The organism is Leeuwenhoekiella parthenopeia (genome assembly GCF_020782115.1).
GTDB classification, from domain to species: domain Bacteria; phylum Bacteroidota; class Bacteroidia; order Flavobacteriales; family Flavobacteriaceae; genus Leeuwenhoekiella; species Leeuwenhoekiella parthenopeia.
Genome location: NZ_JAJGMW010000026.1, coordinates 29,492 through 54,037 on the forward strand (window position 1 = coordinate 29,492; position 24,546 = coordinate 54,037).

General features: G+C 43.5%; 18 protein-coding genes. 5 read left to right on the forward strand and 13 right to left on the reverse strand.

Annotated elements, in window-relative coordinates:
• Window positions 1-211 precede the first annotated feature (211 nt).
• The 4 genes from LLW17_RS15990 to LLW17_RS16005 all read left to right on the forward strand — a co-directional run bounded on the left by LLW17_RS15990 (window position 212) and on the right by LLW17_RS16005 (window position 3,456).
• Window positions 212-610: a DUF7793 family protein gene (locus LLW17_RS15990; RefSeq protein WP_228231296.1), complete on the forward strand. Its 399-nt coding sequence runs from the start codon at window positions 212-214 to the stop codon at window positions 608-610.
• Window positions 611-621: 11 nt separating this feature from the next.
• On the forward strand, window positions 622-1,524 hold the full coding sequence (locus LLW17_RS15995; protein ID WP_228231297.1) for a helix-turn-helix domain-containing protein: 903 nt from the start codon (window positions 622-624) through the stop codon (window positions 1,522-1,524).
• Between the two features lie 71 nt (window positions 1,525-1,595).
• Window positions 1,596-3,092, forward strand: a complete 1,497-nt coding sequence (locus LLW17_RS16000; protein WP_228231298.1) for a MauE/DoxX family redox-associated membrane protein — start codon at window positions 1,596-1,598, stop codon at window positions 3,090-3,092.
• An 88-nt stretch (window positions 3,093-3,180) separates the two neighbouring features.
• Window positions 3,181-3,456 (forward strand): DUF6520 family protein, encoded by a 276-nt coding sequence (locus tag LLW17_RS16005; protein ID WP_228231299.1) that lies wholly within the window; start codon window positions 3,181-3,183, stop codon window positions 3,454-3,456.
• 57 nt (window positions 3,457-3,513) lie between these two features.
• On the opposite strand, the gene LLW17_RS16010 is transcribed toward LLW17_RS16005, so the two are convergent.
• Genes LLW17_RS16010 through LLW17_RS16020 form a run of 3 tightly spaced genes read right to left on the reverse strand, consistent with a single transcriptional unit; the run spans window position 3,514 to window position 10,516 of the window.
• Entirely contained in the window at window positions 3,514-6,093 is a 2,580-nt protein-coding gene (locus LLW17_RS16010) for an alpha/beta hydrolase family protein (protein ID WP_228231300.1), read from the reverse strand.
• Complete coding sequence (locus LLW17_RS16015) at window positions 6,093-7,466, reverse strand: RagB/SusD family nutrient uptake outer membrane protein (RefSeq protein WP_228231301.1); 1,374 nt, start codon at window positions 7,464-7,466, stop codon at window positions 6,093-6,095. Before LLW17_RS16015 ends, LLW17_RS16010 begins: the two co-directional genes overlap by 1 nt.
• 38 nt (window positions 7,467-7,504) lie before the next feature.
• A complete protein-coding gene (locus tag LLW17_RS16020; protein WP_228231302.1) occupies window positions 7,505-10,516 on the reverse strand; it encodes a SusC/RagA family TonB-linked outer membrane protein in 3,012 nt (1,003 codons plus the stop codon).
• A gap of 1,218 nt (window positions 10,517-11,734) precedes the next feature.
• Between LLW17_RS16020 and LLW17_RS16025 the strand changes: the two genes are divergently transcribed.
• Window positions 11,735-12,217: a helix-turn-helix domain-containing protein gene (locus LLW17_RS16025; protein ID WP_228231303.1), complete on the forward strand. Its 483-nt coding sequence runs from the start codon at window positions 11,735-11,737 to the stop codon at window positions 12,215-12,217.
• Between the two features lie 88 nt (window positions 12,218-12,305).
• Here the strand turns inward: LLW17_RS16025 and LLW17_RS16030 are convergent, their stop codons facing one another.
• From LLW17_RS16030 to LLW17_RS16075, 10 genes are all read right to left on the reverse strand, one after another.
• Entirely contained in the window at window positions 12,306-12,500 is a 195-nt protein-coding gene (locus LLW17_RS16030; RefSeq protein WP_228231304.1) for a hypothetical protein, read from the reverse strand.
• A 1,960-nt stretch (window positions 12,501-14,460) separates the two neighbouring features.
• Window positions 14,461-16,878: a GumC family protein gene (locus tag LLW17_RS16035; RefSeq protein ID WP_228231305.1), complete on the reverse strand. Its 2,418-nt coding sequence runs from the start codon at window positions 16,876-16,878 to the stop codon at window positions 14,461-14,463.
• 1 nt (window position 16,879) lies between these two features.
• Window positions 16,880-17,677 (reverse strand): polysaccharide biosynthesis/export family protein, encoded by a 798-nt coding sequence (locus LLW17_RS16040; protein ID WP_228231306.1) that lies wholly within the window; start codon window positions 17,675-17,677, stop codon window positions 16,880-16,882.
• Between the two features lie 63 nt (window positions 17,678-17,740).
• Window positions 17,741-19,087, reverse strand: a complete 1,347-nt coding sequence (locus tag LLW17_RS16045; RefSeq protein WP_228231307.1) for an exopolysaccharide biosynthesis polyprenyl glycosylphosphotransferase — start codon at window positions 19,085-19,087, stop codon at window positions 17,741-17,743.
• A 35-nt stretch (window positions 19,088-19,122) separates the two neighbouring features.
• Window positions 19,123-19,884 carry a glycosyltransferase family 2 protein gene (locus tag LLW17_RS16050; RefSeq protein ID WP_228231308.1) on the reverse strand — a complete coding sequence of 254 codons (762 nt, stop codon included), beginning with the start codon at window positions 19,882-19,884 and terminating at the stop codon, window positions 19,123-19,125.
• Window positions 19,885-20,222: 338 nt separating this feature from the next.
• A complete protein-coding gene (locus tag LLW17_RS16055; RefSeq protein ID WP_228231309.1) occupies window positions 20,223-21,182 on the reverse strand; it encodes a UDP-glucuronic acid decarboxylase family protein in 960 nt (319 codons plus the stop codon).
• Window positions 21,179-21,994 (reverse strand): glycosyltransferase family 2 protein, encoded by an 816-nt coding sequence (locus LLW17_RS16060; protein ID WP_228231310.1) that lies wholly within the window; start codon window positions 21,992-21,994, stop codon window positions 21,179-21,181. The genes LLW17_RS16055 and LLW17_RS16060 overlap by 4 nt, the downstream gene beginning before the upstream one ends.
• The gene (locus tag LLW17_RS16065; RefSeq protein ID WP_228231311.1) at window positions 21,987-22,544 is read right to left on the reverse strand and encodes an LbetaH domain-containing protein; all 558 of its coding nucleotides are present in this window, start codon (window positions 22,542-22,544) and stop codon (window positions 21,987-21,989) included. Before LLW17_RS16065 ends, LLW17_RS16060 begins: the two co-directional genes overlap by 8 nt.
• The gene (locus LLW17_RS16070; protein ID WP_228231312.1) at window positions 22,537-23,712 is read right to left on the reverse strand and encodes a glycosyltransferase; all 1,176 of its coding nucleotides are present in this window, start codon (window positions 23,710-23,712) and stop codon (window positions 22,537-22,539) included. Before LLW17_RS16070 ends, LLW17_RS16065 begins: the two co-directional genes overlap by 8 nt.
• Entirely contained in the window at window positions 23,709-24,545 is an 837-nt protein-coding gene (locus tag LLW17_RS16075; protein ID WP_228231313.1) for a glycosyltransferase family 2 protein, read from the reverse strand. The genes LLW17_RS16070 and LLW17_RS16075 overlap by 4 nt, the downstream gene beginning before the upstream one ends.
• Window position 24,546: the final 1 nt, after the last annotated feature.

Below are 24,546 nucleotides of genomic sequence, written 5' to 3' on the forward strand. Positions count from 1 at the left end.
ATAAAAAGCTCATTACCAGCCCCTAAGCTTCACCCCCAAAATAATCCCTTATACTATACTTTAAATCCCTTATACTATAGTCCTTCAGCTGGCGTGCCCGAATAATCCCTAACACTATACTTTAAATCCCTCAAACCATACTTTACCCCGCATAGAGGTAACCAAACAATCGGTCTTTTTAATACTTTTAGTTCGTCTAAAACTATTCATCATGCCACGGTATCATAAAAACCCGTATGCTGAATATCGGATTGAAGCGGGAATCCTCTTTTTATACTACAAACCCCAAAGCTGCCTATCCCTACAAATAGCTAAAAAGGTTGTACAAGATCGTCTGCGATTTCAAATGAATACCTCGTATCCGGTATACTGCGACGTTAGAGAACTAATAGATTCTACCAAAGAAGCGAGGGACTATCTTATACGGGAGGGTTCTGCTTCAACCCTTGCCATAGCTTTTCACGTCAACAGAGGGCTCACCGAAAGTATGGTCAGATTTTATCTCAAACGCAGGGAAACCCATATTGAAACCCGCCTCTTTTATGAAATGGAACCCGCACTGGAGTTTCTTAAAACCTATCGGAACCCTAAACACCCAAGGAAGAATTAACACGATCAGCTATGGAACATATTGATGCACGAGCCGAAGAAATCAAGAAGATGATACTTAAAATGGGAGCTGGAAATTTCAGCTACCGCATACCGCGCAGCGCTGAAAATACGCAGACTGAATCCATTATTGCCCTGCTCAACATGCTGGCACAGGAGTTTGAGGTAGCCTACAACCCGTTTTTCGGAACTTCTCCGTTTACGACCATAACCCGGGTAAAGCATTATATATTTATGCTCGACCAGCAGTACCGTATTTTACAAACCAACTTTGATGCAGATAATGACCGGGTGCTTGAGAAGCAAAACTTTTTAAACCTCCTCTCTCCTGCTTCTCAGGAGGTATTTCAAAAGCTATTGAAGACTCCTAAAAAAAAGGGTAAAACACTTAACGGTCAATTGGAATTAAAAGCAGGTAAAAAATTACTAATGCCACTTAATTGTAGCGTGTTTCCTTTGCGAGCATTTCATCCTGATTCAGGCCTTTTGGTAGTACTAAGCCGTATTCAAACCTTAAATCCCTTACTTCACGGTAAACAGCAGGAGAAGCAGGAATATCCTGTCCAGCAATTAAAAATACTAAAAAGCTCCGAGGATATCCATAAGTTTAGAGAAATAGCGGTCTATCTTCATAAGCATCTCGACAGACCTCTGGGCTCCTTAAAAGAAATTGCGTCTGCGTTTAACATCAACGAATTTAAACTTAAAAAAGGCTTTAAGGAATTACATCAGACCACGGTATTTAAATACCATCTTCAACTGCGCCTAAGCCTGGCTATGCAACTGGTTTTAGACACCTCAGACCAACTTGCCAGTATCGCCTGGAAAACTGGATTTAAAAACTACGACCATTTTGCTCAGGCTTTTAAACGAGAATTTGGAGTCGCCCCAAGCCATTATCGAAAACAGAAATAATCCCTCAGGCTATTCTTTTAATCCTCAGGACTAGAATAAGATAGATGAACTTTACCCTATAAAGTTTCATCATGATAAAAGTAGGTTTCATAAAACAGGGGTTAAGTAAAGTAGCAGTGAGCTTCTTTATCCTGCTCTGGGTATATGCGGCTACCGCCAAGTTGCTCGAGTTTGAGCAGTTCAGGGTACAGCTGGGCCAGTCTCCTATACTCGCTACCTATGCCGGAATGTTAGTTTGGCTGGTACCATTCTGTGAATATATTTTGACCCTACTTTTGGCTATCCCTAAATATCGTACAGTAGGACTGTTCGGGAGCTTTACGCTTATGAGCGCCTTTACCGCATATATCATCATCATTCTCAATTACGCCGACTATATACCCTGCTCCTGTGGGGGTATTTTAGAATACCTGGGCTGGACGGAGCATTTGATTTTTAACGGGGTTTGTATGCTCTTGGCTGCGACTACTTTCTTTATAGGTTCATATCAGGGCAAGGGTGATAGAACAAATAAATTCTATAGCATTGTAAAAATCGGTTCAGCCCTTTTTGGGAGTACGATTCTGGTCACCCTGTTATTTGTAACCTCAGAACAACAAATACATCGTAATAACGCTTTTGTCCGCCGCTATCCGCAACATGTTGCCAGGCAGCAAACCAAATTTGATCTGGGATTTAACTCTTACTATATTGCCGGCATTACAAAAGACTCTATCTATTTAGGGAATGTTACTGCACCGTTACACCTGCTCGCGATGGATGCCACGCTTCAGGACACGGTGCTCCATCGGTTGGATATTCCTGATATGGAGAAGTATTCCTTCCGCTCCTTAAGAGTACAGGTATTAGATAAACGCTATTACCTGAGTGATGGAAGTGTACCGGTGATATTTACAGATACCCTGGGAGCGTGGAGCCCAGCGATAGTGTTAAAAGACCAATTCACCTTTTACAAAATGGTGCCTATGGGAGTTTCAACTTTTGGAGTACTTACTGCAAACGCAGATACAGGAGAACATGAGTTGGGTCTTCTTCAGTTTAAAGATTCCGCATCATTTAAGATAGCTCCACAATTATTAGAGAAACAGATAGATGGCATTTTTGATGTAGATGGCTTCTTGCAGTATAACCCAGGTCTAAAAAAACTTTTGTATGTCTATCGGTATCGCAATGAGTTTTTGGTAATGGGTGATGAGCTTGAGCTGCTTTATCGAGGTAAAACCATTGATACCTTAACTAAAGCCCAGCTGGATATTGCTACGAGCAGTAATACATTAAAAATCGGTCCTAAATCCATTGCAGTGAATCTTAATGCGGCTACCGCAGGAAAATATCTGTTCATTAGTTCAGACCGCTTAGGACGATATGAACCTGCAGAAATGCTTGATGAAGCAAGTATTATAGATGTTTATGATCTACAGGATAAGAGCTATGTACTTAGTTTTTACCTATATGATCATAATGGACATTCCATAAGGAACTTTATAGTAAAAGATGATAAACTCTACGCCATATACGATAAGTATTTAATAAAATACACCTTAAAAGCCGATGCTTTTAATATTTAAAATATTCCGGCCGGGATCAGGAAACTTTAATGTGCTGAAAACCTGTAAATGAGTAGGCCAATTAATATTAACCTTTAATTTTTGAATTATGAAAAATGTACAAAGAAAACTGATTTTACCAGCTCTGGTAATGGGGTTGGGTGTTTTTGGAGCTTTCGTGAGTACTGCGCATACTGCAGCTACCTTTGCTCCGGAAATTGGTTATGTAGAGAACGATCAACCTTGTGACACGCCAGTAAGTTGTGATACATCAGGGGAGGAATTGTGTACTCTTGTGATCAATGACCAGGAGCAAATTGCAAGAGGGAAATTAACGCCCGTAAGTGATTGTACTGTACCACTTTTTAGACCGGTGCAAAATTAATCATTAAGGAGGGGCCATTCGGCCCCTTTCTTTTTCTCTTAATTAATATTCAGATTCTTAATCCATCCAATCCTGTTTTGGTGTTCCTTTTAAATAATGGTCAAACCATCCCAGATGCCTGTTATACAAGTCCTTTCGAGCAATCGTATTATTAATACCATGTCCTTCATCAGGATATACTAAGAGCACGTGTTCCTTTTCCAATCGTCTTAAAGCCTGATACAATTCCCGGCTTTGCGTCCATTCAATATTGGGGTCTTTAATACCTGTCCACGTCAACAAGGGGGTATTGAGATAAGCTGCCTGATGCACGGTTGAATTAGCCAGATATGCCTCCGGGAACTCATAAAAGCCTTTATCAAACCGCCACTGATGATTTTCGAACCGAGAGTAGGCAGACTCAAGAATGAAATTCAGATAACCCAGATAATGGCTTACTAAATCGGTGACCGGGTTTCCGATTATTGCAGTAGCATATCTATCGGTTTGGGTAAGTATAAAACCGGCTTCAGAGGCTCCATATGATACACCCATCAAACCTACAGCTTCGGGGTTGATTGAAGCCTTTTCCTCGGCTTTATCTACAGCAGCCCCTACACAGTTAACTGCCGAAATCCCGAATGCGTTCAATTCATAGCGAATATCAGGCCGCAGAACAAAATATCCGTTGAGATTTAAATCTACTGGTTCTATTCTGCCGCGTTGAAAGGTTAATGAGGGCAGATGATAATCGTGTAGTTTTTTTGAATTGAGCTCATAAATATCTACGATCATAGGGTAGCTTTTTGAAGGATCATAATTTACTGGATAATGCAATGCCCCTAGAAGTTTGTGCCCTCCCTGCCAATAGGTAATCAGTTCAGACCGGGCCTTATAGTAATCCTGCTCGTGACGATTGCTTTGCTCAACAGTTTTAACTGCTTTCTGATTCAGGTTGCAATACATTAAACGGGTAGGATGGTCTGCAGATTCCTGTTTAAATATACACTGCCTTCCTGACTGGTCCTCTTGTAGATCATAGAGCTTTAAAGAATAATAACTTAAAAAGGTTTCGTCCTGGGCCTCCCTTAAACTGGTAATACCCATTTCATAAGTATCCAGGTTTTTAACCAGCAGTAATGGGTTTGAGTCAAGCTCTGCCAGCTGGGTTTGAAAGTTTAGTTTTTCATATACACTTACCCGTCGTACAGGACTCCTGGGCAAACGAAACTGTAGGTTTCTACGCTGTCCATCTGTAAGTTTAGTGCGTACCCCAGTTTTAATATTCACCTTCCAGATATCCCAGTTGTCGTATAGTAAAATAGCTTCATCGCCTTCTGTGAAATAGGGTACTTCATAAGGAGGCGGTATGCCGCTTCGGTCATAGGTAGTATCATAAGCGGGGATTTCCCATCCTTGGGTAAGGTTAAGATGCTTTTCCGTTTTGATATCATAAATCCACCAGTGTTTATTTTTAAAATAACAGATGTACTTTCCTTCAGGCGAACCACAAAAACTATTTTCTATAAAAGGCAGGCTGTCAACAATTCGCCTGCTTTGACCTGTTTCTAAATCAAGAAGATTGAGGTCCATAATAACTTCCCGGGTCTTGAACTTAGGCAGATATTGAGTACTATTGTAAGTTATGGCATAGCGCTGTTTGGGAATAAGGAGTGAAAAAGGCTGCTCTTTAGATTCCACAGGCAATACTTGCTTTTTTTGAGGCTTCCATACCATTAACCGAACTCCATTTTCGATCCAGTCATAATTGGGGCTTTCAATTTCGGTCCATGGGGCTTTGGCCTTCCATACTTGTACGTTAGCCATTTGAATGGTATCTCTTGCAGCTCCAGTTTCCGTAAGGGGTAATGCTTTAAAGAATACGCGGCGGTTATCTGCTGATATCCCAAAATCAGAACTGCTACCCTTGTAAAAACTAAACCCATCCAGTTGAGCCTCGTTTAAGGTAAACACCTCGGTATCTAAATTTACATAAAGCAGACTGTTTCCGTTTTCCTCTTCCCGTAACACGGTAAAGGATTTTCCGTTTGGGTTCCAATGTATTGCCTTAAATGTTCCCGTAGTCGTAAGCTTCTGTATTATCTGAAAATCCTGTTCCAGATTGAGAACTTGTAATTCGGTACCTTGATCATTCTGTAATACCACAACGGCATGCTCCGTGAGTTCGTTAAAATAGACCTCTTTTAAATGCGTTAGCAGAAGCGGAGTTCCTTTTTCTAAATGAAGGAATTGGCCTTTAAGCTCCTTCTTATTTCTTAAAAGCAAATGGGAGCCACTAGTACTAAAGGATGCTTCACTATAGCCTTCAAAGGTCTTAATCGTATTGTTTTTCAGATTAACCAGGTTCACTTCTTCAGTGGTTTTAAAGCTTGCCCAGTTACTGTTATTGGAGAACTGAAGGCCCTGCCCATTGGGGATTTCGTGCCTGCGTTCGGTTTCGACGTTTACCAGTACCAGCGTGTCGTTACCTTTTTCATAATGCCGCTTATACGTAACCCAACGACCATCCGGTGACAGACCCTCATTTGAGAGCTTATACCACTTGGTTAGATCATCCGCATTCAGATAAGGAGTTTCCTGAGCTATGCCCCGGGATAGACCCAGGAGGATGATTATATATACTCTACAATACTTCATCAGTAACCGGGATTTTGAGGTAGTAAATTCGGGTTGAGTACAAGCTCAGCATCTGGAAGAGGTAATTTGATCTTATAAGGCTCCCATCCGCTTTTATAGGATAAAGTAGCATCAGCCGCATCAAAGCGTTTGAGGTCAAAAAACCGATGGCCGTATTCGGTAAACAATTCATGGCGTCGTTCCTGTAAAATGGCAGCGAGCAATTGCTCCTGAGTAGTGGGCTCCAGATCGGGCAGATCTGCACGCGTGCGTATAGCATTTAAATCGATGGCTGCAGCTTCCAGTTGCCCCAGCCGTGCCTGTGCTTCGGAGCGTATTAAATACTGTTCACCTATACGTAAAAGAATGCTGTACTCAAGGGTACGGGCCGTGTTGCGGTTTTCCTGGTACTTATGGGGAAAGTATCGTGCTGCTTCGCCTTCCCCAACCTTTCCGATCCATTGCTGCAGGCGCTGATCCTGAACTTCAAAACTGCTTATTAGTTTGGAGGTTAGGGCTGTTCTGGGAGGAGGAAGGGATTCAAATACATAGTTTGCAGCTTCGTAGGTGTTGGCACCTTCAGCACCTGGACTGAATTGCAAAAGGACGGCCTGACTATTTTTTAGAAAAACCTCACTCAAAGGGAGATCTACCTTATACAAGGGGTTTTCAATCACCTGGCTTGCCTGGGCGATGGCCTGATCCCAATCTCCTGAATACAGGTATACCCTGGCTAATAATGCAGTAGCAACAGCCTGATTAGGGCGTACCCGTTCTGAGGAAGGGTATGCTTCAGGTAAAAGGTTTTTAGCCATTTTCAAATCTTGTATGAGCTTTTCAAAAACTGCTTCTTCAGAGCTTTTGGCTATGTTGGTATTTTCAACATAGTTAGTGCCGGTCACATATGGGATTTCACCAAAAAGTTGTTGCAGGTACAGATGCAGTAAAGCTCGTAGAAAATAGGCTTCACCCTGGATTTGAATGGCAAACGCCTCAGATAACTTATCGTTATCTGTAGTGTAAGCTATAATATCATTTAAAGCATAAATCTGGCTGTAGCTATGTTCCCAGAGCTGCTCTATAAAAGGGGTTTCGGGTAAGACATTGTTCTCATAAAAAACCAAAACATTAGCACGACTGGTCAAATATAAATCCAGTTCATCGGTATAGTGGGCCATTAAATTTCCTACGCCAGCATCTTTCCCGGTTAGCATACCACCCTCTCTTAAATTTGCGTAAACGTTGAGCAGGGCAGCGTTGGTGGTACCTTCATCTGCAAATACGGTTTCTGCTGTAATCTGCGTGTTGGGCAGATCGGTTTCCATAAAGGCTTCGCAGGCATAAACACTGCATACCAGTAAACAGAGAATGCTTTTATATAATAATGAATGCACTTGTGTAGATTTTAGTATTCGTTTCATAAGAGTGTCAATTAAAAGTTAGCCTGTAACCCAAGGGTTAAAAAACGTAATGGCGGCAGGTTGTCTATACGCTGGGTTTCAGGGTCTGAACCTGCATATCGGGTTAAAGTCACGAGGTTTTGTCCCTGAACATAAATGCGAGCATCCACACCTTGAAGGAGGCTTTCCGGAAGTTTATAGGAAAAAGAAGCATTTTTAAGCCGTATATAGGAAGCATCGGTAACCGAGGCGCTGCTGTTCCGGTAATTGGAAAAAGCACGAACGGCATCGCTATCCCCACCCGCAGTGAGCTTTTGAAAGGGAGCTTCGTCCTGCGGCTGTTGCCAGCGGTTGAGAAGCGCAATGGGTTGATTTGAAAGGATACCGGGTCTTGATCCGGTGGCATAATAATTAGAACCCTGCTGCCTGGCAAACTGCAGCAGGAAGTTTAGTTCGAACGCCCCCCATTGCACCTGATTGCTAAGCCCTCCAAAGAAATCCGGATTCAAATCCACCACCAGTTGGCGGTCATTGGGAAAGCTGATGTTGCCATCCCCATCATAATCCTGAAATTCATAGATTCCGGTTTCTGGGTTAATGCCCGTATAGTGATATACTTTGCGAATGCTCAGGGGTTCACCCACCACATATTGATTGGCATAGGTAGAGCCTTCCAGATCGGGAAACGAAACCAGCTTATTTCTAAGAAACGAAATATTCAAAGAGGTATTCCAATTAAAGCGATTTTTTTGAAAATTCACAGTACTCAGTTCAAACTCCCATCCGGTGTTTTCTACGGTTGCATCTAGATTGGCTAGAATAGAACTAAAGCCCGTGGTTCCTGGCAGCGGTATTCCCACCAGTTGATTCCCGGATCGATTTTTAAAGTATGCCGTGTTTAGTAAAATGCGATTCTTTAAAAAACCAAGTTCAAGAGCTAATTCTAACTTTTTGTTCTCCTCCCAAGCAAAATCTGCATTAAACAGACGCGTAGGGGTGATGCCGGTTAGTCCCTGATACCGGTTTGTAGTAATGCTATAAGTATCAAGAAATTGATAATCGCCTATCGCGTCACTCCCGGTAATCCCATAACTCCCACGTAGTTTACCAAAACTCCACCACGGCAACGCTTTTGAGAACGCCTCTTCCGTAAGAATCCAGGCAGCACCTATGGCACCAAAATTGGCAAACTGTTTACCCGGACCAAAACGACTGCTACCGTCTCTGCGTCCGGTAAGATTTAAAATATAGCGGTCTTTATATTTTAAATTTAATCTTCCAAACCCCGCAGTATACTTATAAGCAGTACTCCCGTTCTCCAATACAAAAATAAATGAGGCTGCACTTAAATTGGAAATCAGGCTGTTGTTGGAATAACCCTGACCGTATAATACGTTGCTACTCGTAGTTTGATTTTGAAAGGTGGCCCCCACTAACGCATCCAGTTTCCAGTTTTGGGTATTCAGGGTATAATTAAGCTGAGGTTCTAATATCCAGGATTGATTACGGGTATCATTCGTAAAACGATACGAACGATCACTTCCATATCCATATGCCGGATTGTAAAAGGTAGAAGGTACTTCTTTAGCCTCTGTCAAAAAACGATCATTAAAACCCAGGCTAGAGCTTACTTTTAAATGGGTTGTTACTTGATATCCTATAACTGCATTTGCGATAAGGGTATGGTTTTTAGCCCGATAATCCTGTTCCAGCTGAGCCAGGGGATTGTCCCAAGTACTATCTGCCCAGTTCAGCGAGCCATCTTCCGTATAAACATCGGGTGCATTGGGAGGCAGCATGCGTGCGTCACGGGTAAAATCATTTCCCGGTTGGTTATTGTCATCAAAAGAGTAGGAAGTCGTCAGGTTGATACTGAATTTCTGATCTTCAGATTTGTGATTGAGATTGCTGTTTACTGTGAGTTTGTGATAGTTAAAATCTCCGGGGAAAACCGAGGTTTCCCTTTGGTAACCGGCTCCCATTATAAAGCGGGTAGTTTCTGATCCTCCCGAAACCGATCCCTGAAGTGCAGAGGTAGTTGCTGTACCACCAATAAGGGTTTTCTGCCAATCGGTATATTTATTCGCATCCCATGTTCCATTAATGTCGTAGGCATTGGCAGGATAATCGGTTACCCCATCATTGGCGTAGGCTTCCCGCCGCATTTCCAGATACTGCTCCGTATTCATCAATTCCAAAGAACGGGTAACCTTGCCGCTACCGGTATAGGCCTGAAGGCTAAAGCGGGTCTTACCGGTTTTGGCCTGTTTGGTGGTGATCAGCACCACCCCGTTAGCCCCGCGCGAACCATAAATTGCTGTAGCATCAGCATCTTTTAAAATTTCAATACTTGAAATGCTGTACGGATTTAAGGTATTCAGGGGAGACATATTTGCTCCCGGCAGGAGAGTGGCAGAAACGTTGGTGTTGCTCAGGCTTTGTGAATTGTAAGGTACTCCATCAATAATATAAAGTGGTTCGTTACCACCAGCCCGTAAACTGTTTTGTCCCCGTATCTGAATATCAAAACCCCCTCCCGGTACTCCGGTGGTTTGGGTAATGTTTACCCCCGCCATCCTACCCTGCAATGCGGCTAGCGGATTGGTCACCGGTTGCCGCTCGATCTCCTCGGCGGTCACCCGGGCGATACTACCCGTTTGTTCCCTGCGCGTGGTATTGTAATACCCGGCATTAATGGTCACCTCGCCCAGATCGGTAATATCCTGCTGCAATTGAATAGTAAAGCTGGTTTGATTTCGTACCGGCAGTAATAGGGTTTTAAACCCGATATAGCTGATACGCAGGGTATCCTGAGGCGAGGCCTCCAGTTCAAAGGCTCCGTCCAGATCGGTCTGGGTACCGGTATTTGTGTTTGTAAGGGAAATACTTACCCCGGGAATGGGGTTGTCATTGGTATCGGTAACCCTTCCGGTTACCTGATTTTGAAGGGGTGAGGCACTGGCCCAAAAGGCACTCAGGCTCATTAAAAGGCATAAAAGCCCCGGCAACGCAGCCCCCGTAAGGCGCGTAGTCTTATTTTTCATAACTTCGTCGTGTATATTAAACAATCAGTTTGTTTAAGCTCACGCCTTCCCCGCCAGACGCCAATCTTTGGGGAAGGCTTTTTTGCTTATGAGACTTACTAAAAAGTTGTTCAGCAATGACTTGTCAGTCTGAGCTTGTCGAATGTCAGTCTGAGCCTGTCGAAGACCATTTTGTTATCAATAGTTTAATCTTACCCAGCTTGACAGCTTAAATTTACTTTTTAGCGCGTCTCTTTTCTCTCTTTCACAGACCGCAGGGTCTGCCAGCTCTTTTTTTTATGGCTAATTGAAACGTTCTATAGCAATGTTCTAAAATTTACTTCTTAAACTTTCTTTTCTCAGTATAGCAGGAAGTTTCCGTTGTACTCGCTTGATTCCTTTCTTTTGTCTTGATACAAAAGAAACAAAAGATCAAGGCTCACAAGACGGTGTCTAAATTTATCGTTCGCTGCACTGCATGCGCTTAACTCACCCGCTCTGGCGGCCTCAAACAGAACCGCCTGCTACGTTACGCTCACTTCAAATTTTACGATACCTTCTTGTAGGCCGTTTCCAAAATTGGAACTAAGAATATCATTCTTTAGTTCGCCCTCGGTTCAGAATAGCCGCAGGAAGCTCCGAGATTCAGGAGCGATAGCGACGCGGAGCTGACAAGGCGGTTTTCGCCCTTAAGGCGAAAAATTCCTAAGCGAGGGGCTCTTTTCTTTTGGTTCGTTTTCTTTGGAGAAGCAAAGAAAATGAACAGAACATCCTTAGAATCTGTAATTACACATATCCGAAGGATTTCCTTAAACAGGCAATTGCAATCAAGGAGAATCGCGAGCTAAAGAAAATGAACAAAACATGCTATAGAACCTAAAAATCTCCTCAGATCAAGCTAATGCTATCGTGAAAAACAAATACAACACCTCGTATATACCATAGGCAAAATCACTTTTAAAAATTAAACACCTCACCCCGTGCGGGATGTTGACCACTTTGGCCTGAATGATGTAGGGGAATTAAAGAGGAACTGACGCAGACAGGTAAAAAAAGTACCTGTTTTTCATAATACTAAAACTTCTACCCGGATAGAAGTTTCGTGCACTGCTTGCTTTTTGTACATCAGGCAGGTATGCAGTGCCTTTATTATGAGGTAAATATAAAATAATTATGAATAACAACAAATACTTATTGAAATATATTTTTTGTTGCCAAACAGATTACTCTATTTGAGCTATGTCAAGATATAAAGACAAGCCAAATCTGGTACAACTGGGAGCTAACCTGACAAAACAACGCGAAGCATTGCAGTTGTCTGTGGAAGATGTTTCAGAAATGACCGGTTTTTCTGCACAAACCATTCGAAATATCGAAGCTGGTGAGGAGAGCTCCTTGTCATATGTCATTGCGATCTGTCAGGCACTCGATTTACACCCTACTAAAGCTTTTGACTTTCCGATTAAATTGGAACCTCGATATAAGTTATCTGCTACACGTGCTGAAAAAACAAGACTTACGCAACGCATTGACGGATTTGTTGCTAGTGATTATTTCAATCAGGGACGAACGGCTAAAGATGTGGTTTCAGAACTGAACGAAGTTTATCAGATACAAACGACTACCTCGGCTGTGTCTGTGATTTTAAAGCGCAAGGTAGACGAACAGGTTTTAAAAATTGCTCAGGACGGACAACAGCGTATCTACAAAAAGAGTTTATAGTTTTACCCTTATTCCGCGCTCAACAAGTTCGCGCGCGATTGTATCGCGCGCACTTGATAGTTTTCTATTCCCTTTCCCTGGCGATGCCTTAATCCAGATAGTCAAACAAATCTTCAGCATTCAGGCCACAATAACTCGCAAACTCATAAACCGTCACAAACTGATGGGGTTCTTTGCGTAAAAACACCTTGATATCCGCCAACAATTGTCGCCCGTAGCGCTCACTCTTACCGGTGATACACTGTACATCTTTAGGAAAAACACACAGGCGTTTGGTTTTCATACTTGACAAGTATCTCTAATGACCTTACAAACCTCCACAGAAAAAACCACAATCCTTCCCTACCTCTTTCGTACTACCGATAAAATTTAACATTAGCAAAAGATAAAATGTGTTGCAAAGTGTCACTTCGAGTGCCGGACGAGGTCTGTGACCGAGTCCGGTATATCGAGAAGTGTTACTGCCAGCTGTCACCCTGAGCCTGTCGAAGGGACAGTCGAGAAGTGTCACTTCGAGTGCCGGACGAGGTCTGCGACCGAGACCGGTGTATCGAGAAGCCTGGAAAACGACGAATATACTAACTACTAATACTTCTCGATACCACGAAGCTGCGCTCCCGCTCTGCTTCATCTACTCGAAGTGACAACCAACTGCTTTCTAAATCTGAATACAGAATGAAGAACGCAGAATTTGCTTTTAAACTTTGAATTAAACTGCAACCTCAATCAGATGTGATTTCTCGTCGCTTTAGGCTCCTTCGAAATGACTGAAACTGCCCACTGAGACTGCCCACTAATTCTCAACGCAGAATGAAGAGTTCGATGGTATTATTCAATTCTGTCTACTCTTTTCTCTCTGTTCTTTACTCTTTGTTCTCTTTTCAAAAACAAAACGCACTCGTGACTCCGAACTCAGAACTTTGAACTGATTTCGTATTTCTAATTTTTCGGAACCCTGAGTGATGAGACCCTGGGAGCATCTAATCGAAGCAAAGGGCTGGGGATGGATGTAATCCAGTCCGGAATGCAGAATGAAGAGTTTTTTTGAATTTTAAACTTGGAACCTTGAACTGAACTCTGAAAACTGCTGACTGAGACTCCTACTAATTCAGAACTCTGCACGGCCAACCTGAGCCTGTCGAAGGTACAGTCGACAAGCGAGCGTAGTCGAGAAGTGTCACTTCGAGTGCCGAACGAGGTCTGCGACCGAGACCGGTTTATCGAGAAGCCTGGAAAACGACGAATATACTAACTACTAAGACTTCTCGATACGCCTGTAGCTCCGCTATCGCTATGCTTCAGCCACTCGAAGTGACAGCCAACTGCTTTCTAAATCTGAATACAGAATGAAGAACGCAGAATTTGTTTTTGAATTTTTAAACTTTGAACATTGAACTAACCTGAACCCTCAATCAGATGTGATTTCTCGTCGCTTTAGGCTCCTTCGAAATGACTGAAACTGCTCACTGAGACTGTTCACTAATTCCTGAATTAGGAATGCAGAATACAGAGTTAGTTTTTGAATTTCAAACTTGGAACCTTGAACTGAACTCTGAAAACTACCTGCTGAGACTCCTACTAATTCAGAGCTCTGTACTGTCACCCTGAGCCTGTCGAAAGTACAGTTGAGAAGCGAGCGTAGTCGAGAAGTGTCACTTCGAGTGCCGGACAAGGGCTGCAACCGAGGCCGGTGTATCGAGAAGCCCGGAAAACGACGAATATACTAACTACTAAGACTTCTCGATACGCCTGTAGCTCCGCTATCGCTATGCTTCAGCCACTCGAAGTGACAGCCAACTGCTTTCTAAATCTGAATACAGAATGAAGAACGCAGAATGTATTTTTGAATTTTAAACTTTGAACATTGAACTAACCTGAACCCTCAATCAGATGTGATTTCTCGTCGCTTTGGGCTCCTTCGAAATGACTGAAAACTGCTCACTGAGACTGCTCACTAATTCTGAATGCACAATGAAGAGTTCGATGGTATTATTCAATTCTCTTTGTTCTCTGTTCTCTGCTCTTTGCTCTCTGTTCTCTTTTCAAAAACAAAACGCACTCTTGACTTCGAACTCAGAACTTTAAACTGATTTCGTATTTCTAATTTTCCTTTGGTACTAGAAAACTTAGGTTTAACCTCAAACATCAATACTAATAACAATAGAAATAATAATAAGGAATAAAAAAAGACGCCTTAGCGTCTCCTTTTATCTAAAATCTGATATCTTAAAGCTAATCGCTATTTAAAAACTTTTCTTAAACCGCTCCCAAAGGGAAGGCTGTTCTGCTCCATAAGCATAGCCGTATTTATTGCCGTATCCAAAATTGGCGGTCTTCACATCGTTAATTACAAAACTGACGTCGTGCAGCTTCCCGTCTTTAACGGCATCGACCGCAAAGTTGAGTAGTTTTTTCTCGGTATAGCCGGCACGGGTAACGTAAAGGATCAGATCGGCATATCTGCTGATTAGGAAGGTATCGGCCACCAGCATGCAAGGTGCTGTATCTACAATCACATAATCATACTGCTCCCGCAATTCGGCAATCATCTGCCCAAATTTCTTCTGTCGTAAAAGTTCCGACGGATTGGGCGGAATACTCCCGGACAGGAATAATTTCAGCTTGGGATGAAACTTGGAATCGTGTACCAGTTTCTCCAGCGTATGATCGTTACTCACCAGGTAATCGCTTACCCCGAGTAAACTCTTCGACTGGTTATCGTAACGCTGCAACTGCGGATTGCGCAGGTCGGCCCCGATAATCACCACTTTTTTCCCGGTATTCGCCAGGGTCATCGCCAGGTTGATCGAGGTAAAGGTTTTCCCCTCCCCTTTAACGGTAGAGGTGGTATAAATACAATAGCCTTTCCCATCGGTCTCGGCATTTACCAGCAGGTATTGCAAATTCGTCACCAAAATCCGAAAGGACTCAGCTAAAACCGAACGGTCATTTTCCACAATCAGATCAGATTCGCCCCGGGCAATACGCGGCAATTCGCCTACGACAGGTATTTGTCGGGTAATTTTTTCGATATCATCCCGGCGTTCGATTTTATTGTTGAGCAGCCGACGGATGTAAATTACCAAAAAGGGAATAGCTAAACCCAATAGCAGTGCCGCAGCCAAAACAATGTTCCGCTTGGGGGAAACCGGATTCCCTAAACTGTAAGCCGGATCTACAATCTTAGCCTTGGGGGCTGTGGCTGCGAGCGAAAGGGAGTTTTCTTCCCGCTTTTGCAGTAAAAAGATATACAGGGCCTCCTTGATGTTTTGCTGCCGCGAAATGTCCCGAAACTGCAATTCCTTAGCCGGTACCTGTGCAATTTCCGAACCGATCAAATTGCTTTGTCTTTTCAAATCGTTTAAAGCTATTCGCAAGTTGCTTTGGGTACGTTGCAGGCCGCTTAAAATGGTTGATCGTAATTGCTCGATCTGACTGTTTAACCGGATTACCGCCGGGTTGCGTTCGGTAGCTCCGCTCAGGATTCGGTTGCGTTCCAATACCAGTTGATTATAATTTTCTATTTGGCCATTTACAGCCTCGCCTTCCAATCCCATATTAGCCGGTAATAAATCGGAATTTTCGGGATTATCCTGTAAATAGGAAATCATCGAATTGGCCAGCTCCAATTGGGTTCCGATCTCCTGCTCCCGCCTTCGGTAATCACTGGCATTTTCAATAATGAGGGAAGACTCTGCTTCTATATTGGTCAACCGGTTATCCTCCTTAAAATCTTTAAGCCCTACTTCGACCGTATCCAGATCCTGACTGATGATTTGCAGGCGCTCGTCGATAAAGCGCGCGGTATTGTTGGCCACTTCATTTTTATCTTCGATGGCTTCCTTGTTGTATTCAAAAATCAACTGATCTAAAACGTCCTGAGCCTTTTCCTTTACGGTGCTTTCCAGATTGAATTCGAGCAGGGTGGCATTATCATCGATTAAGTTGACCTGCACCTTTGATCGCAATCTATCTGCGATTTGCTCTACGGTTTTTAACTTTACAATTTGACTTTTTTTGGAGGTAAGCAAACGACCTGTTGCCTCGTGAAACTTCCGGTTATCTTTTACAACCAGGGTTGCAAAAGGCAGATTTACAATTTCGTCTAATTTAACACGCAATACTTTATCGTTCTCTAAAAAGTGCAATTCCACAACCCCTTCCTCTTGGGCTGGTTTAATTAAAAAATCAGATTCGCCCTCACGGGTTGCATGTTGGAGCAACGCATCATCGACGCTTAAAAGCGTGACCAGATAAGGGGCATCTAAATAGATTTCATCCTCTTTTACTCCTGCTGCATCGTAATATTCAATATTGAGATTTAAGGCCTTAACCGTACTAATCATCAGGCGTCGGGAGTTTAACAGGCCAATTTCATTTTCTATAGAGTTAGTCCCCATTCCTCCCAGCAGGCCCAGTTCACTAAAATTAGCCATTTCGGCGGATCCTCCACCTCCTTGGCTTTCTTCATCTTTGATAATCACACTGGCAACGGTATTGTAGACCGGTACTGTAAGTCGCAGGTAAACAAATGCCCCGATGATAGCGACGAGTACCGTTATTACAAACCAGGGCCAGTATCGCAAATATTTCTCAAGCTCCTCTCGGATGTTTATTTCTTCTTCGGTATGCGATTGTTTAAAATTATTGGAATGAGTCATACTATCGGGAAATAACAACAATTAAAGAAATAAGTACTGAGGCTACAGAAACGTAGAGCGATGCATTCCGGTTATAATTGGCGGCCTGTAAGGCAGGTCTGTTGGGTTCTACCACTACAACATCATTTTGTTTTAAATAAAAATATGGGGAGTTAATCACCTCATTATCGGTAAGATCCAAATAAGCCTTAATCAACCTTCCATCTTCCTCCCGCATTACCAGAACATTTTCCCGACGACCGTATATAGTCATATCCCCGGCCAAGCCTAAGGCCTTTGGTAAACTGATATATTCATCGCTGATTGAAAATGTACCGGGTTTGGCAACCTCTCCCAATACCGAAATTTGAAAATTGACTACCCTTACGTTTACAATGGGTTTTTTAACATATACTCCTATTGCCTCTTCCAGTTTTTGAGCCAATTCCCTTCGCGTAAGCCCGGCTACATCTATTTCTCCAAGTACCGGAAATGAAATAGCACCTTCATTACTTACTAAGTAGGTCTGCAATTGAGGGGTACCCGTAGGGCGAAGACCGCCCTCCAACACATTTCCAACACCCACTACAGGGAGGTTAAAGGGAATTGCAGCTTCTTGTTCTGCTGCTGAAACGCTTATGGTAAGCTGATCATTTGCTTTGATTCGCAATTGGGAGCGCTCAGGCTGCATCAATTCATATACATAGGGTTTTGCCGCGGATGCTTCATTTTCGTAGAAATATACCATGTCTTTTCTCGAAACACAGGAAGTAATCCCCGCAAAAATGAGCAACAGCAATAAAACATTTTTAATATTCATCGATAAAATTTTGTGCAAAAATAGAATTAATTTACAAGTTTTAGAAAGTATTGATAGACTAAATCAATATGCCTTTTCTTCTCCGCGAACAGCGTTAAGTACGGTTTTAAGAATGATTTTTACATCCAGCCATAGCGTCCATTTTTCAACATAAAAGATATCCAAACGGGTACGGTTAACGATATCACTTTGTTCTGCGATTTCCCCCCGGTAACCCCGTATTTGGGCCAGACCGGTAATCCCGGGCTTTACAAAGTGGCGTACCAGGTATTTATCTACCGAAGATTGATACTGCTCGGTATGCAATTCCATATGCGGGCGCGGCCCCACCACACTCATATCCCCTAAAAATACATTAAAAAACTGGGGCAGTTCATCGATACTGGTTCTTCTCAATATCCGCCCCAATTTGGTTACCCGGGTATCGTTTTTCGTCATCATCCGCCTATCGGCATCTGCGGTGGTAATCATCGATCGAAATTTATAACACCAGAATACCCGCTTATTTACCCCATGCCGCTTTTGTTTAAAAAATACCGGTCCGGGTGCACTGCGTTGCATCAGAATGGCGATGATTGGAGTGAGCCAGCTGAGGACAAACAGAATCACCAGTCCCGAAAACACCACATCAAAACCCCGCTTTAAAGCCTGGGCATAGGGCCGGTCTAGAGGTAATTCTCTTAAATTGAGCACCGGGATATTCTCATACAATTCGATGGTCATCGCCCGGGTAAAAATCTCTTTATTGTCGGGTATGATCTTCAGTTTGGTCAAATTGTTATCGGCATAGGCGATCAGGTTAAACAACTGGGGTTGATTGAGCCGCGAAGCCATACAAAAAATTTCGTGCACATCATGCTTCCGCATATAGGCAAAACACTCCTCTACCTTCCCCAGATAGGTAGGGCTGGGCGAATGCGCGTTATCAAAATAGCCCAAATAGCGATAGCCCAAATCAGGCTCATCAAAAACCTTACGTATTTTCTTGAGATTGCGATCCCGTCCGATTACCACCACATTCACCGCGTTACCCCCCTCTTCCCGGTATGTGGAGCGTGCCGTATAAAATACAACCCGATACACCAGGAGCAGCCCAAAAAGCAGGCCAAGAATACCCAGTTGCCGCCCGGTATCCCCTTTGGGAATGTCGGCCAGGCTAAACCATGCAAAATAAGCCAGCCCAAACAGCACATACAATTGCAGGGGCTTGTGAATATTGGTAAAAAACCGCTCCTTTCGGGCGGTGGGATAATAGTTCAGCGCATAGGCCGCCAGAAGCCAGCTGGTATTATAAACGAGCACAGACCCGGGCATCAGATAGGTCTCCGGGGTAAACCAAAACAACACCCCGTTAATCAGGCTAAGGTGTACAAGGATCGATATGGGTACAATAAACAGCGAGCGCTTCATAACGGGTATTCGACTGCAGGCAAAGCTAAAGGCTTTTAACTAAACTTCTTAAATTTTGGAATCAGATATTGCGGGATTTTCCGGCCTATCTTGGAAAATAGCGTAAGATAGCCCGGCAACTCAAACTTTCGAATGATCTGTAAATCTTCAGCCGACTTCCGCTTTTGCAGGCTGGCCGTGGTGCTTTTGCCTCCCAGACGCATCTTAACCAGCCAGGCCTTTAAAAAATAGGTTTTTAAAGCAGGAGCCTTAAACCAGCGCAGCGAAATCTCATAATCACTCGCGATTCGGTAGCCTTCATCATACAGGCCATAGGTCTCAAAAACTTCCCGTTTAACGTAGATCGTGGTATGTAAGGGAATCCATCCCCAGTTTAAATACCGCTTTTTAAAAGGCTTACTGCGATAGACCCGCTTAACCCTATTAATGTCATCCCGGTCAACGTACATCCCATTGCCGTAAACCAGATCAGCCCCGCTCTGCTCAAAGCCCGCTAACACCTGTGCCAGCGTATCGGAAGCATAAAACAAATCATCCGAATGCAAAATGCCGATCACAGCTCCGGTGGCTTTTTGAATCCCTTTATTCAGCGCATTATAAAGTCCCTTGTCCGGTTCAGAGATATAGTATCCCAATCGGTCTGTATAGCGTTCAATCACCTCCTGCGTCCCGTCTGTAGAACCCCCGTCAATAACAAGATGTTCCACATTAGCATAAGTCTGCCCCAATACACTCTCTATACACGAAGCGATATGCTCCCGGTTGTTATAGACTATGGTAATAACGGATATTTTCACGAATTGGGTTATTTGTTATTTATTAATTGTTATCAGGAATGTAGAATGCAGAGTGATGAGTTTTTTTATCCTCATCCCCAACCCTTCTCCCAAGGAAAAGGGAGCCAAACTCTAATACATTTAAAAATCCTACTATATACAAACCCGAAGGGTATAACGAATTCCTTCCCTCGGTTCAGAATAGCCGCAGGAAGCTCCGAAAGTCAGGAGCGATAGCGACGCGGAGCTGACAAGGTGGTTTTCGCCTGCAAGGCGAAAAATTCCTAAGCGAGGGGCTCTTTTCTTTTGGTTCGTTTTCTTTGGAGAAGCAAAGAAAATGAACAAAGACACTGCTTAAACTAATGAAAAATTTGACCTGAGTTCTTAAGAACCTTATCAAAATAAGAAATCGTTTTCTCCAGCCCATCCCTCAGCTTTACGTTCGACTCCCAACCGTTAAGCTTTTCATACGCCAGGGAAGTATCCGGCTTGCGTTGCTTGGGATCATCCTGAGGCAAAGGCATAAACTTCAGCTGGGATTTAGACCCTACCAAATCCAATACATTTTCGGCAAGCTCCAGCATGGTAAACTCTCCCGAATTCCCGAGGTTTACGGGGCCGGTAAAACCGGGCTCTGAGGCCATCATACGGCAAAAGCCTTCAATCAGGTCGTCTACGTACTGAAACGAACGGGTTTGGTTACCATCCCCAAAAATGGTGATATCCTCCCCTTTTAAGGCCTGTACGATAAAGTTTGAAACTACCCGCCCGTCTTCCGGGTTCATTTTGGGCCCGTAGGTATTAAAGATGCGTACGATTTTGATATCTACCCCATTTTGATTGTGATAGTCCATAAACAGGGTTTCCGCACAGCGCTTTCCTTCGTCATAACAGGAGCGCAAACCGATTGGGTTTACATTTCCCCAATAACTTTCGGGCTGCGGGTGTACGGCAGGATCTCCATAAACCTCAGAAGTACTGGCCTGTAAGATTCGGGCTTTTACCCGCTTGGCCAGACCCAGCATATTAATAGCCCCCATAACCGAGGTCTTGATGGTCTTGATGGGATTGTACTGATAATGTACCGGGCTGGCAGGGCAGGCCAGGTTGTAGATCTCATCGACTTCGGCATAATAGGGCTCGGTCACATCATGGCGCACCAGTTCAAAATACGGGTTATCCAAAAACTCCACGATATTCTTCTTGCTTCCGGTAAAGTAATTGTCCAGGCAAATTACTTCATTGCCTTCTTTTAATAAGCGTTCACACAAATGCGAACCCAAAAACCCGGCGCCGCCGGTGACTAATATTTTTTTCATGATTGTAATTCTTTAATTTTCGTTTGTATCTGAAAGAAGTATTGGGCTTTATACTTTGAAAAATAATACCCCGCACGCCCGTCTAAAAAACCGAGTTTCAGAAAATAATTACCAATAAAATAGGCCGAAGGCATAATTCCCCAGCTGATCAGGCGGTACTTCAGACGCTGCCGCGAGTTTAAACCCGCAAAACCCGTCTCCTGAAGCTTGATAAAGCGCCGGGCTTCCCAGCTGCTGTAACTGTTATGCTTGGCGATATAATGCTCCAGACCCTTATAATCATTATGGTCTATATGGGCTTTAAACGTCCCTACATGCCCTTCAAGTATGGGATGCTCGTGCACCTCCATATCCAGATGGCTCCAGCTGTCTTCGGCTATACGTTCGTATTCTCCGGCAGATTTTTTAAACAACGGCAACTTTTTAAAAAGATCGCCGTGTTTCAATTGCTGGCCCATAAAGTGATTGCGGAAGGGAATCCAATACCCTACATATCCCGGCCGGGGGATGGCCTCCCGCAGCTCGTTCAGGAATTCGGGAGTCACATACTCATCAGCATCCAAAAACAAAACCCACTCATGACGCAATTCGAGATTGCGCAGGGCCCAGTTTCGTTTTTTGGGGAATTGCCCATTCCAGTAAAATTGTTCTACCCTGGCCCCATACTGCTCTGCCAGCTTCAGGGAAGCATCGGTGCTTTGCGAATCGAGGAGGATCACCTCATCAAAATCGCTAAGTAAAGGCAGCGATAGCTGCAGATTGCGCTCCTCATTTTTGATGGGGACTAAAACACTAACAGGTATGTTACTCATAGTCTTTGATTACGCGTTTTTTGATTACCTGTGCAGGATTCCCCCCTGCAACGTTCCAGGCAGCTATGCTTTTAAACACCGCTGCTCGGGCTCCTACTACCACCCCATCCCCCAGTTCCACTCCGGGACCTACAAAGGCATCGGCGGCAACCCAGACCGAATCCCCAATTTGGATCGGCTTACAGATTAAAGGAAAATCGGCCTGCTCAAAATCATGAGTCGAGGCACAGAGATAGGATTTTTGAGAGATGATGCTGTGGTCTCCAATGCTTATTCGTCCCTGATTGTAACAATCGACTTTAGGTCCCAGAGTCGAGAAAGCTCCCAGTTTCAGATTACGGGGAGACCAGATTTTAACCGAGGCGTAGATATGTGCACTTGGATGCAATTCAGCCCCAAAAAGACGTAAAACCAGATTGCGCCATGTTTTAAATAGCCTTCCCAGAAAAGGCCGGAACAGCAATAAATAGCTAACATTCCAGACCAGGCGGTAGAGCTTATTCTGCAAACCAAAATCGGAAGTATACTGAGATAAATCGCTTTTATTCATGCTGCTGTAATATCTGTTTTAAATAAGCTGCGGCTTCTGCAACCCGGTATCGGGTTTGATACAATTCCCGTGCGCTATGCGCATACTCCTGTTTCAGGCGTTCTTCCAGAACTAACAGGTGTTCCAGTCCCGAAGTAACCCCCTCCAAATCGTCAGTAAATACCAATCCGGCCCTGGCATCACTAATTTCCCGCCATATATTTACCGGCTTACTGATGGCAACCGGAGTACTACAGGCCAGAGCTTCCACCACGGCAATCCCAAAATTCTCCTGATGGCTGGGTAAGATAAACCAGTCTGCCCCATACAGGGCGCCCCATTTGGCATCGCCCTGCAGCATGCCCATAAAATAAATCGGCAAACCTTCGGCAAGATTTTTTAAATGCGCTCCATAAGGCGTTTCCAGCCCCGGTCCGGCAATGACCAAAATAGGGATGTGCGGGTTCTGCCTATAATGGCTACGATAGGCCTGTATCAAAAGATCTACCCCTTTTTTTTGATGTATCCGGCTTAAAAAAAGCCAGTAGGGCTGCGTCGCAGCTTGAGGACACTGTTCTAAAAAAGCCTGTTGCTGGATTCTGGTTTTTTGGGGCGGCTCCTGAATCCCATACCCCACATTCAATTCGGCTTTGGGATGGTATCCGGGAAAGGTGGTACGCGCCAACAGCAATTCCTGCTCGCAGGTAAATAAAACCCCGTCAACCCCATTGATTACCTGTTTTTCTAACAGCTGCCAAAACAACCGGTTACGCATGGCTTTAAAGCGTCGCTCGGGTGCCTTTTGAAAATAGGGATCCAGCATCCCATGCGGCATAACAAAGAGTTTAGGCACTTGCTTCCCGGCATCTTTCAGCTGCTTCCAGGTGTGATAGGTACCAAAGCTGGTATACAGCCACAACCCATGTATGATTGCACAATCGTAATCCCCCAAATGCTGCTCCAGCCATGGCTTTAATGCAGCAGTGTAGCCATAAGGAGTTTTGCCGGGACCAAGGGCGGTAATTTTAAATTCGTCTTTCCCCAAAAAGGAGGCATCGGTTGCGTCTAAACAAACCACTTCGGTGGTTATCCCCAACTCCTGCAGGGCAGGGATACTGTTACGGATGCCCTGGCAGGGGCCTCCCGAGGCCGGGTCCATCGATGCAATGACTCGAAGATGCTTCTTCATTGGTATTTGGTTCCAAACAAAAACTTGTTTACTGAATCAGGAATAAAATTTAGAAAATGTAAAAAAATAAAATAAACCACCGCATTCAAAATTCCTTTATATCTTTTACGGTAATAAAAATTTATTCTGGGATTTGCACCTAGGGGAGAATATAAATATTTATATCTCTTCACAAAACTTGCATTATTCAACCTCATTCGACTTATGTCGTTTGAAAATCCCTGTCCAATGCCTCGGGTAGTTGTTAACACAGCAAAACCACTCTTTTGAGCCCGTAAACCATAATCAACATCTCCCAAATCGTGATGATAATAAGGATCTAAAATTCCAATCTCTTGATAGACACCTCTTGGCACCAAAACAACATTACCATTGAGATTGGTTATTTTTTGCATTTCTCCATTAGGCTGAATAGGCATTTTATTGGCATCCATACCCCCGTAAATTACGCGATCGCCAGTTTCATTAACAATTAGACCAGAAATAACAGCCTTACAAGATGACCTATTAGCACAATTTAAAAGTTCTTCAATCGAAAAATCAAAAAGATTGACGTCATCATTCAACCACAAAAAATAATCATATTTTACTTTATTAATCAGAGCCATTTTCCAAGCTAAATGCATACCTCTATTCCAATAAAGATTTCCATTACCACGAATGACACTGACTTTAGGGAATGCTTGATTAACTTTTTCAGAGGTTCCATCAGTCGAACCATCATCAACCAAATAAACATCAATTTTACTATCAATACTTTGAAGACGACCAATGCAGTCAATAGTTTTCTCGACGCGATTAAAACATGTGATTAGAGCTGCAATTCTTTTCAAT

Excerpts from the sequence above, each read along its gene's own strand:
- LLW17_RS15990 (WP_228231296.1), top strand. The coding sequence starts at position 212 with ATGCCACGGTATCATAAAAACCCGTATGCTGAATATCGGATTGAAGCG.
- LLW17_RS15995 (WP_228231297.1), top strand. The coding sequence starts at position 622 with ATGGAACATATTGATGCACGAGCCGAAGAAATCAAGAAGATGATACTT.
- LLW17_RS16000 (WP_228231298.1), top strand. The coding sequence starts at position 1,596 with ATGATAAAAGTAGGTTTCATAAAACAGGGGTTAAGTAAAGTAGCAGTG.
- LLW17_RS16005 (WP_228231299.1), top strand. The coding sequence starts at position 3,181 with ATGAAAAATGTACAAAGAAAACTGATTTTACCAGCTCTGGTAATGGGG.
- LLW17_RS16010 (WP_228231300.1), bottom strand. The coding sequence starts at position 6,093 with ATGAAGTATTGTAGAGTATATATAATCATCCTCCTGGGTCTATCCCGG.
- LLW17_RS16020 (WP_228231302.1), bottom strand. The coding sequence starts at position 10,516 with ATGAAAAATAAGACTACGCGCCTTACGGGGGCTGCGTTGCCGGGGCTT.
- LLW17_RS16025 (WP_228231303.1), top strand. The coding sequence starts at position 11,735 with ATGTCAAGATATAAAGACAAGCCAAATCTGGTACAACTGGGAGCTAAC.
- LLW17_RS16030 (WP_228231304.1), bottom strand. The coding sequence starts at position 12,500 with ATGAAAACCAAACGCCTGTGTGTTTTTCCTAAAGATGTACAGTGTATC.
- LLW17_RS16035 (WP_228231305.1), bottom strand. The coding sequence starts at position 16,878 with ATGACTCATTCCAATAATTTTAAACAATCGCATACCGAAGAAGAAATA.
- LLW17_RS16040 (WP_228231306.1), bottom strand. The coding sequence starts at position 17,677 with ATGAATATTAAAAATGTTTTATTGCTGTTGCTCATTTTTGCGGGGATT.
- LLW17_RS16045 (WP_228231307.1), bottom strand. The coding sequence starts at position 19,087 with ATGAAGCGCTCGCTGTTTATTGTACCCATATCGATCCTTGTACACCTT.
- LLW17_RS16055 (WP_228231309.1), bottom strand. The coding sequence starts at position 21,182 with ATGAAAAAAATATTAGTCACCGGCGGCGCCGGGTTTTTGGGTTCGCAT.
- LLW17_RS16060 (WP_228231310.1), bottom strand. The coding sequence starts at position 21,994 with ATGAGTAACATACCTGTTAGTGTTTTAGTCCCCATCAAAAATGAGGAG.
- LLW17_RS16065 (WP_228231311.1), bottom strand. The coding sequence starts at position 22,544 with ATGAATAAAAGCGATTTATCTCAGTATACTTCCGATTTTGGTTTGCAG.
- LLW17_RS16070 (WP_228231312.1), bottom strand. The coding sequence starts at position 23,712 with ATGAAGAAGCATCTTCGAGTCATTGCATCGATGGACCCGGCCTCGGGA.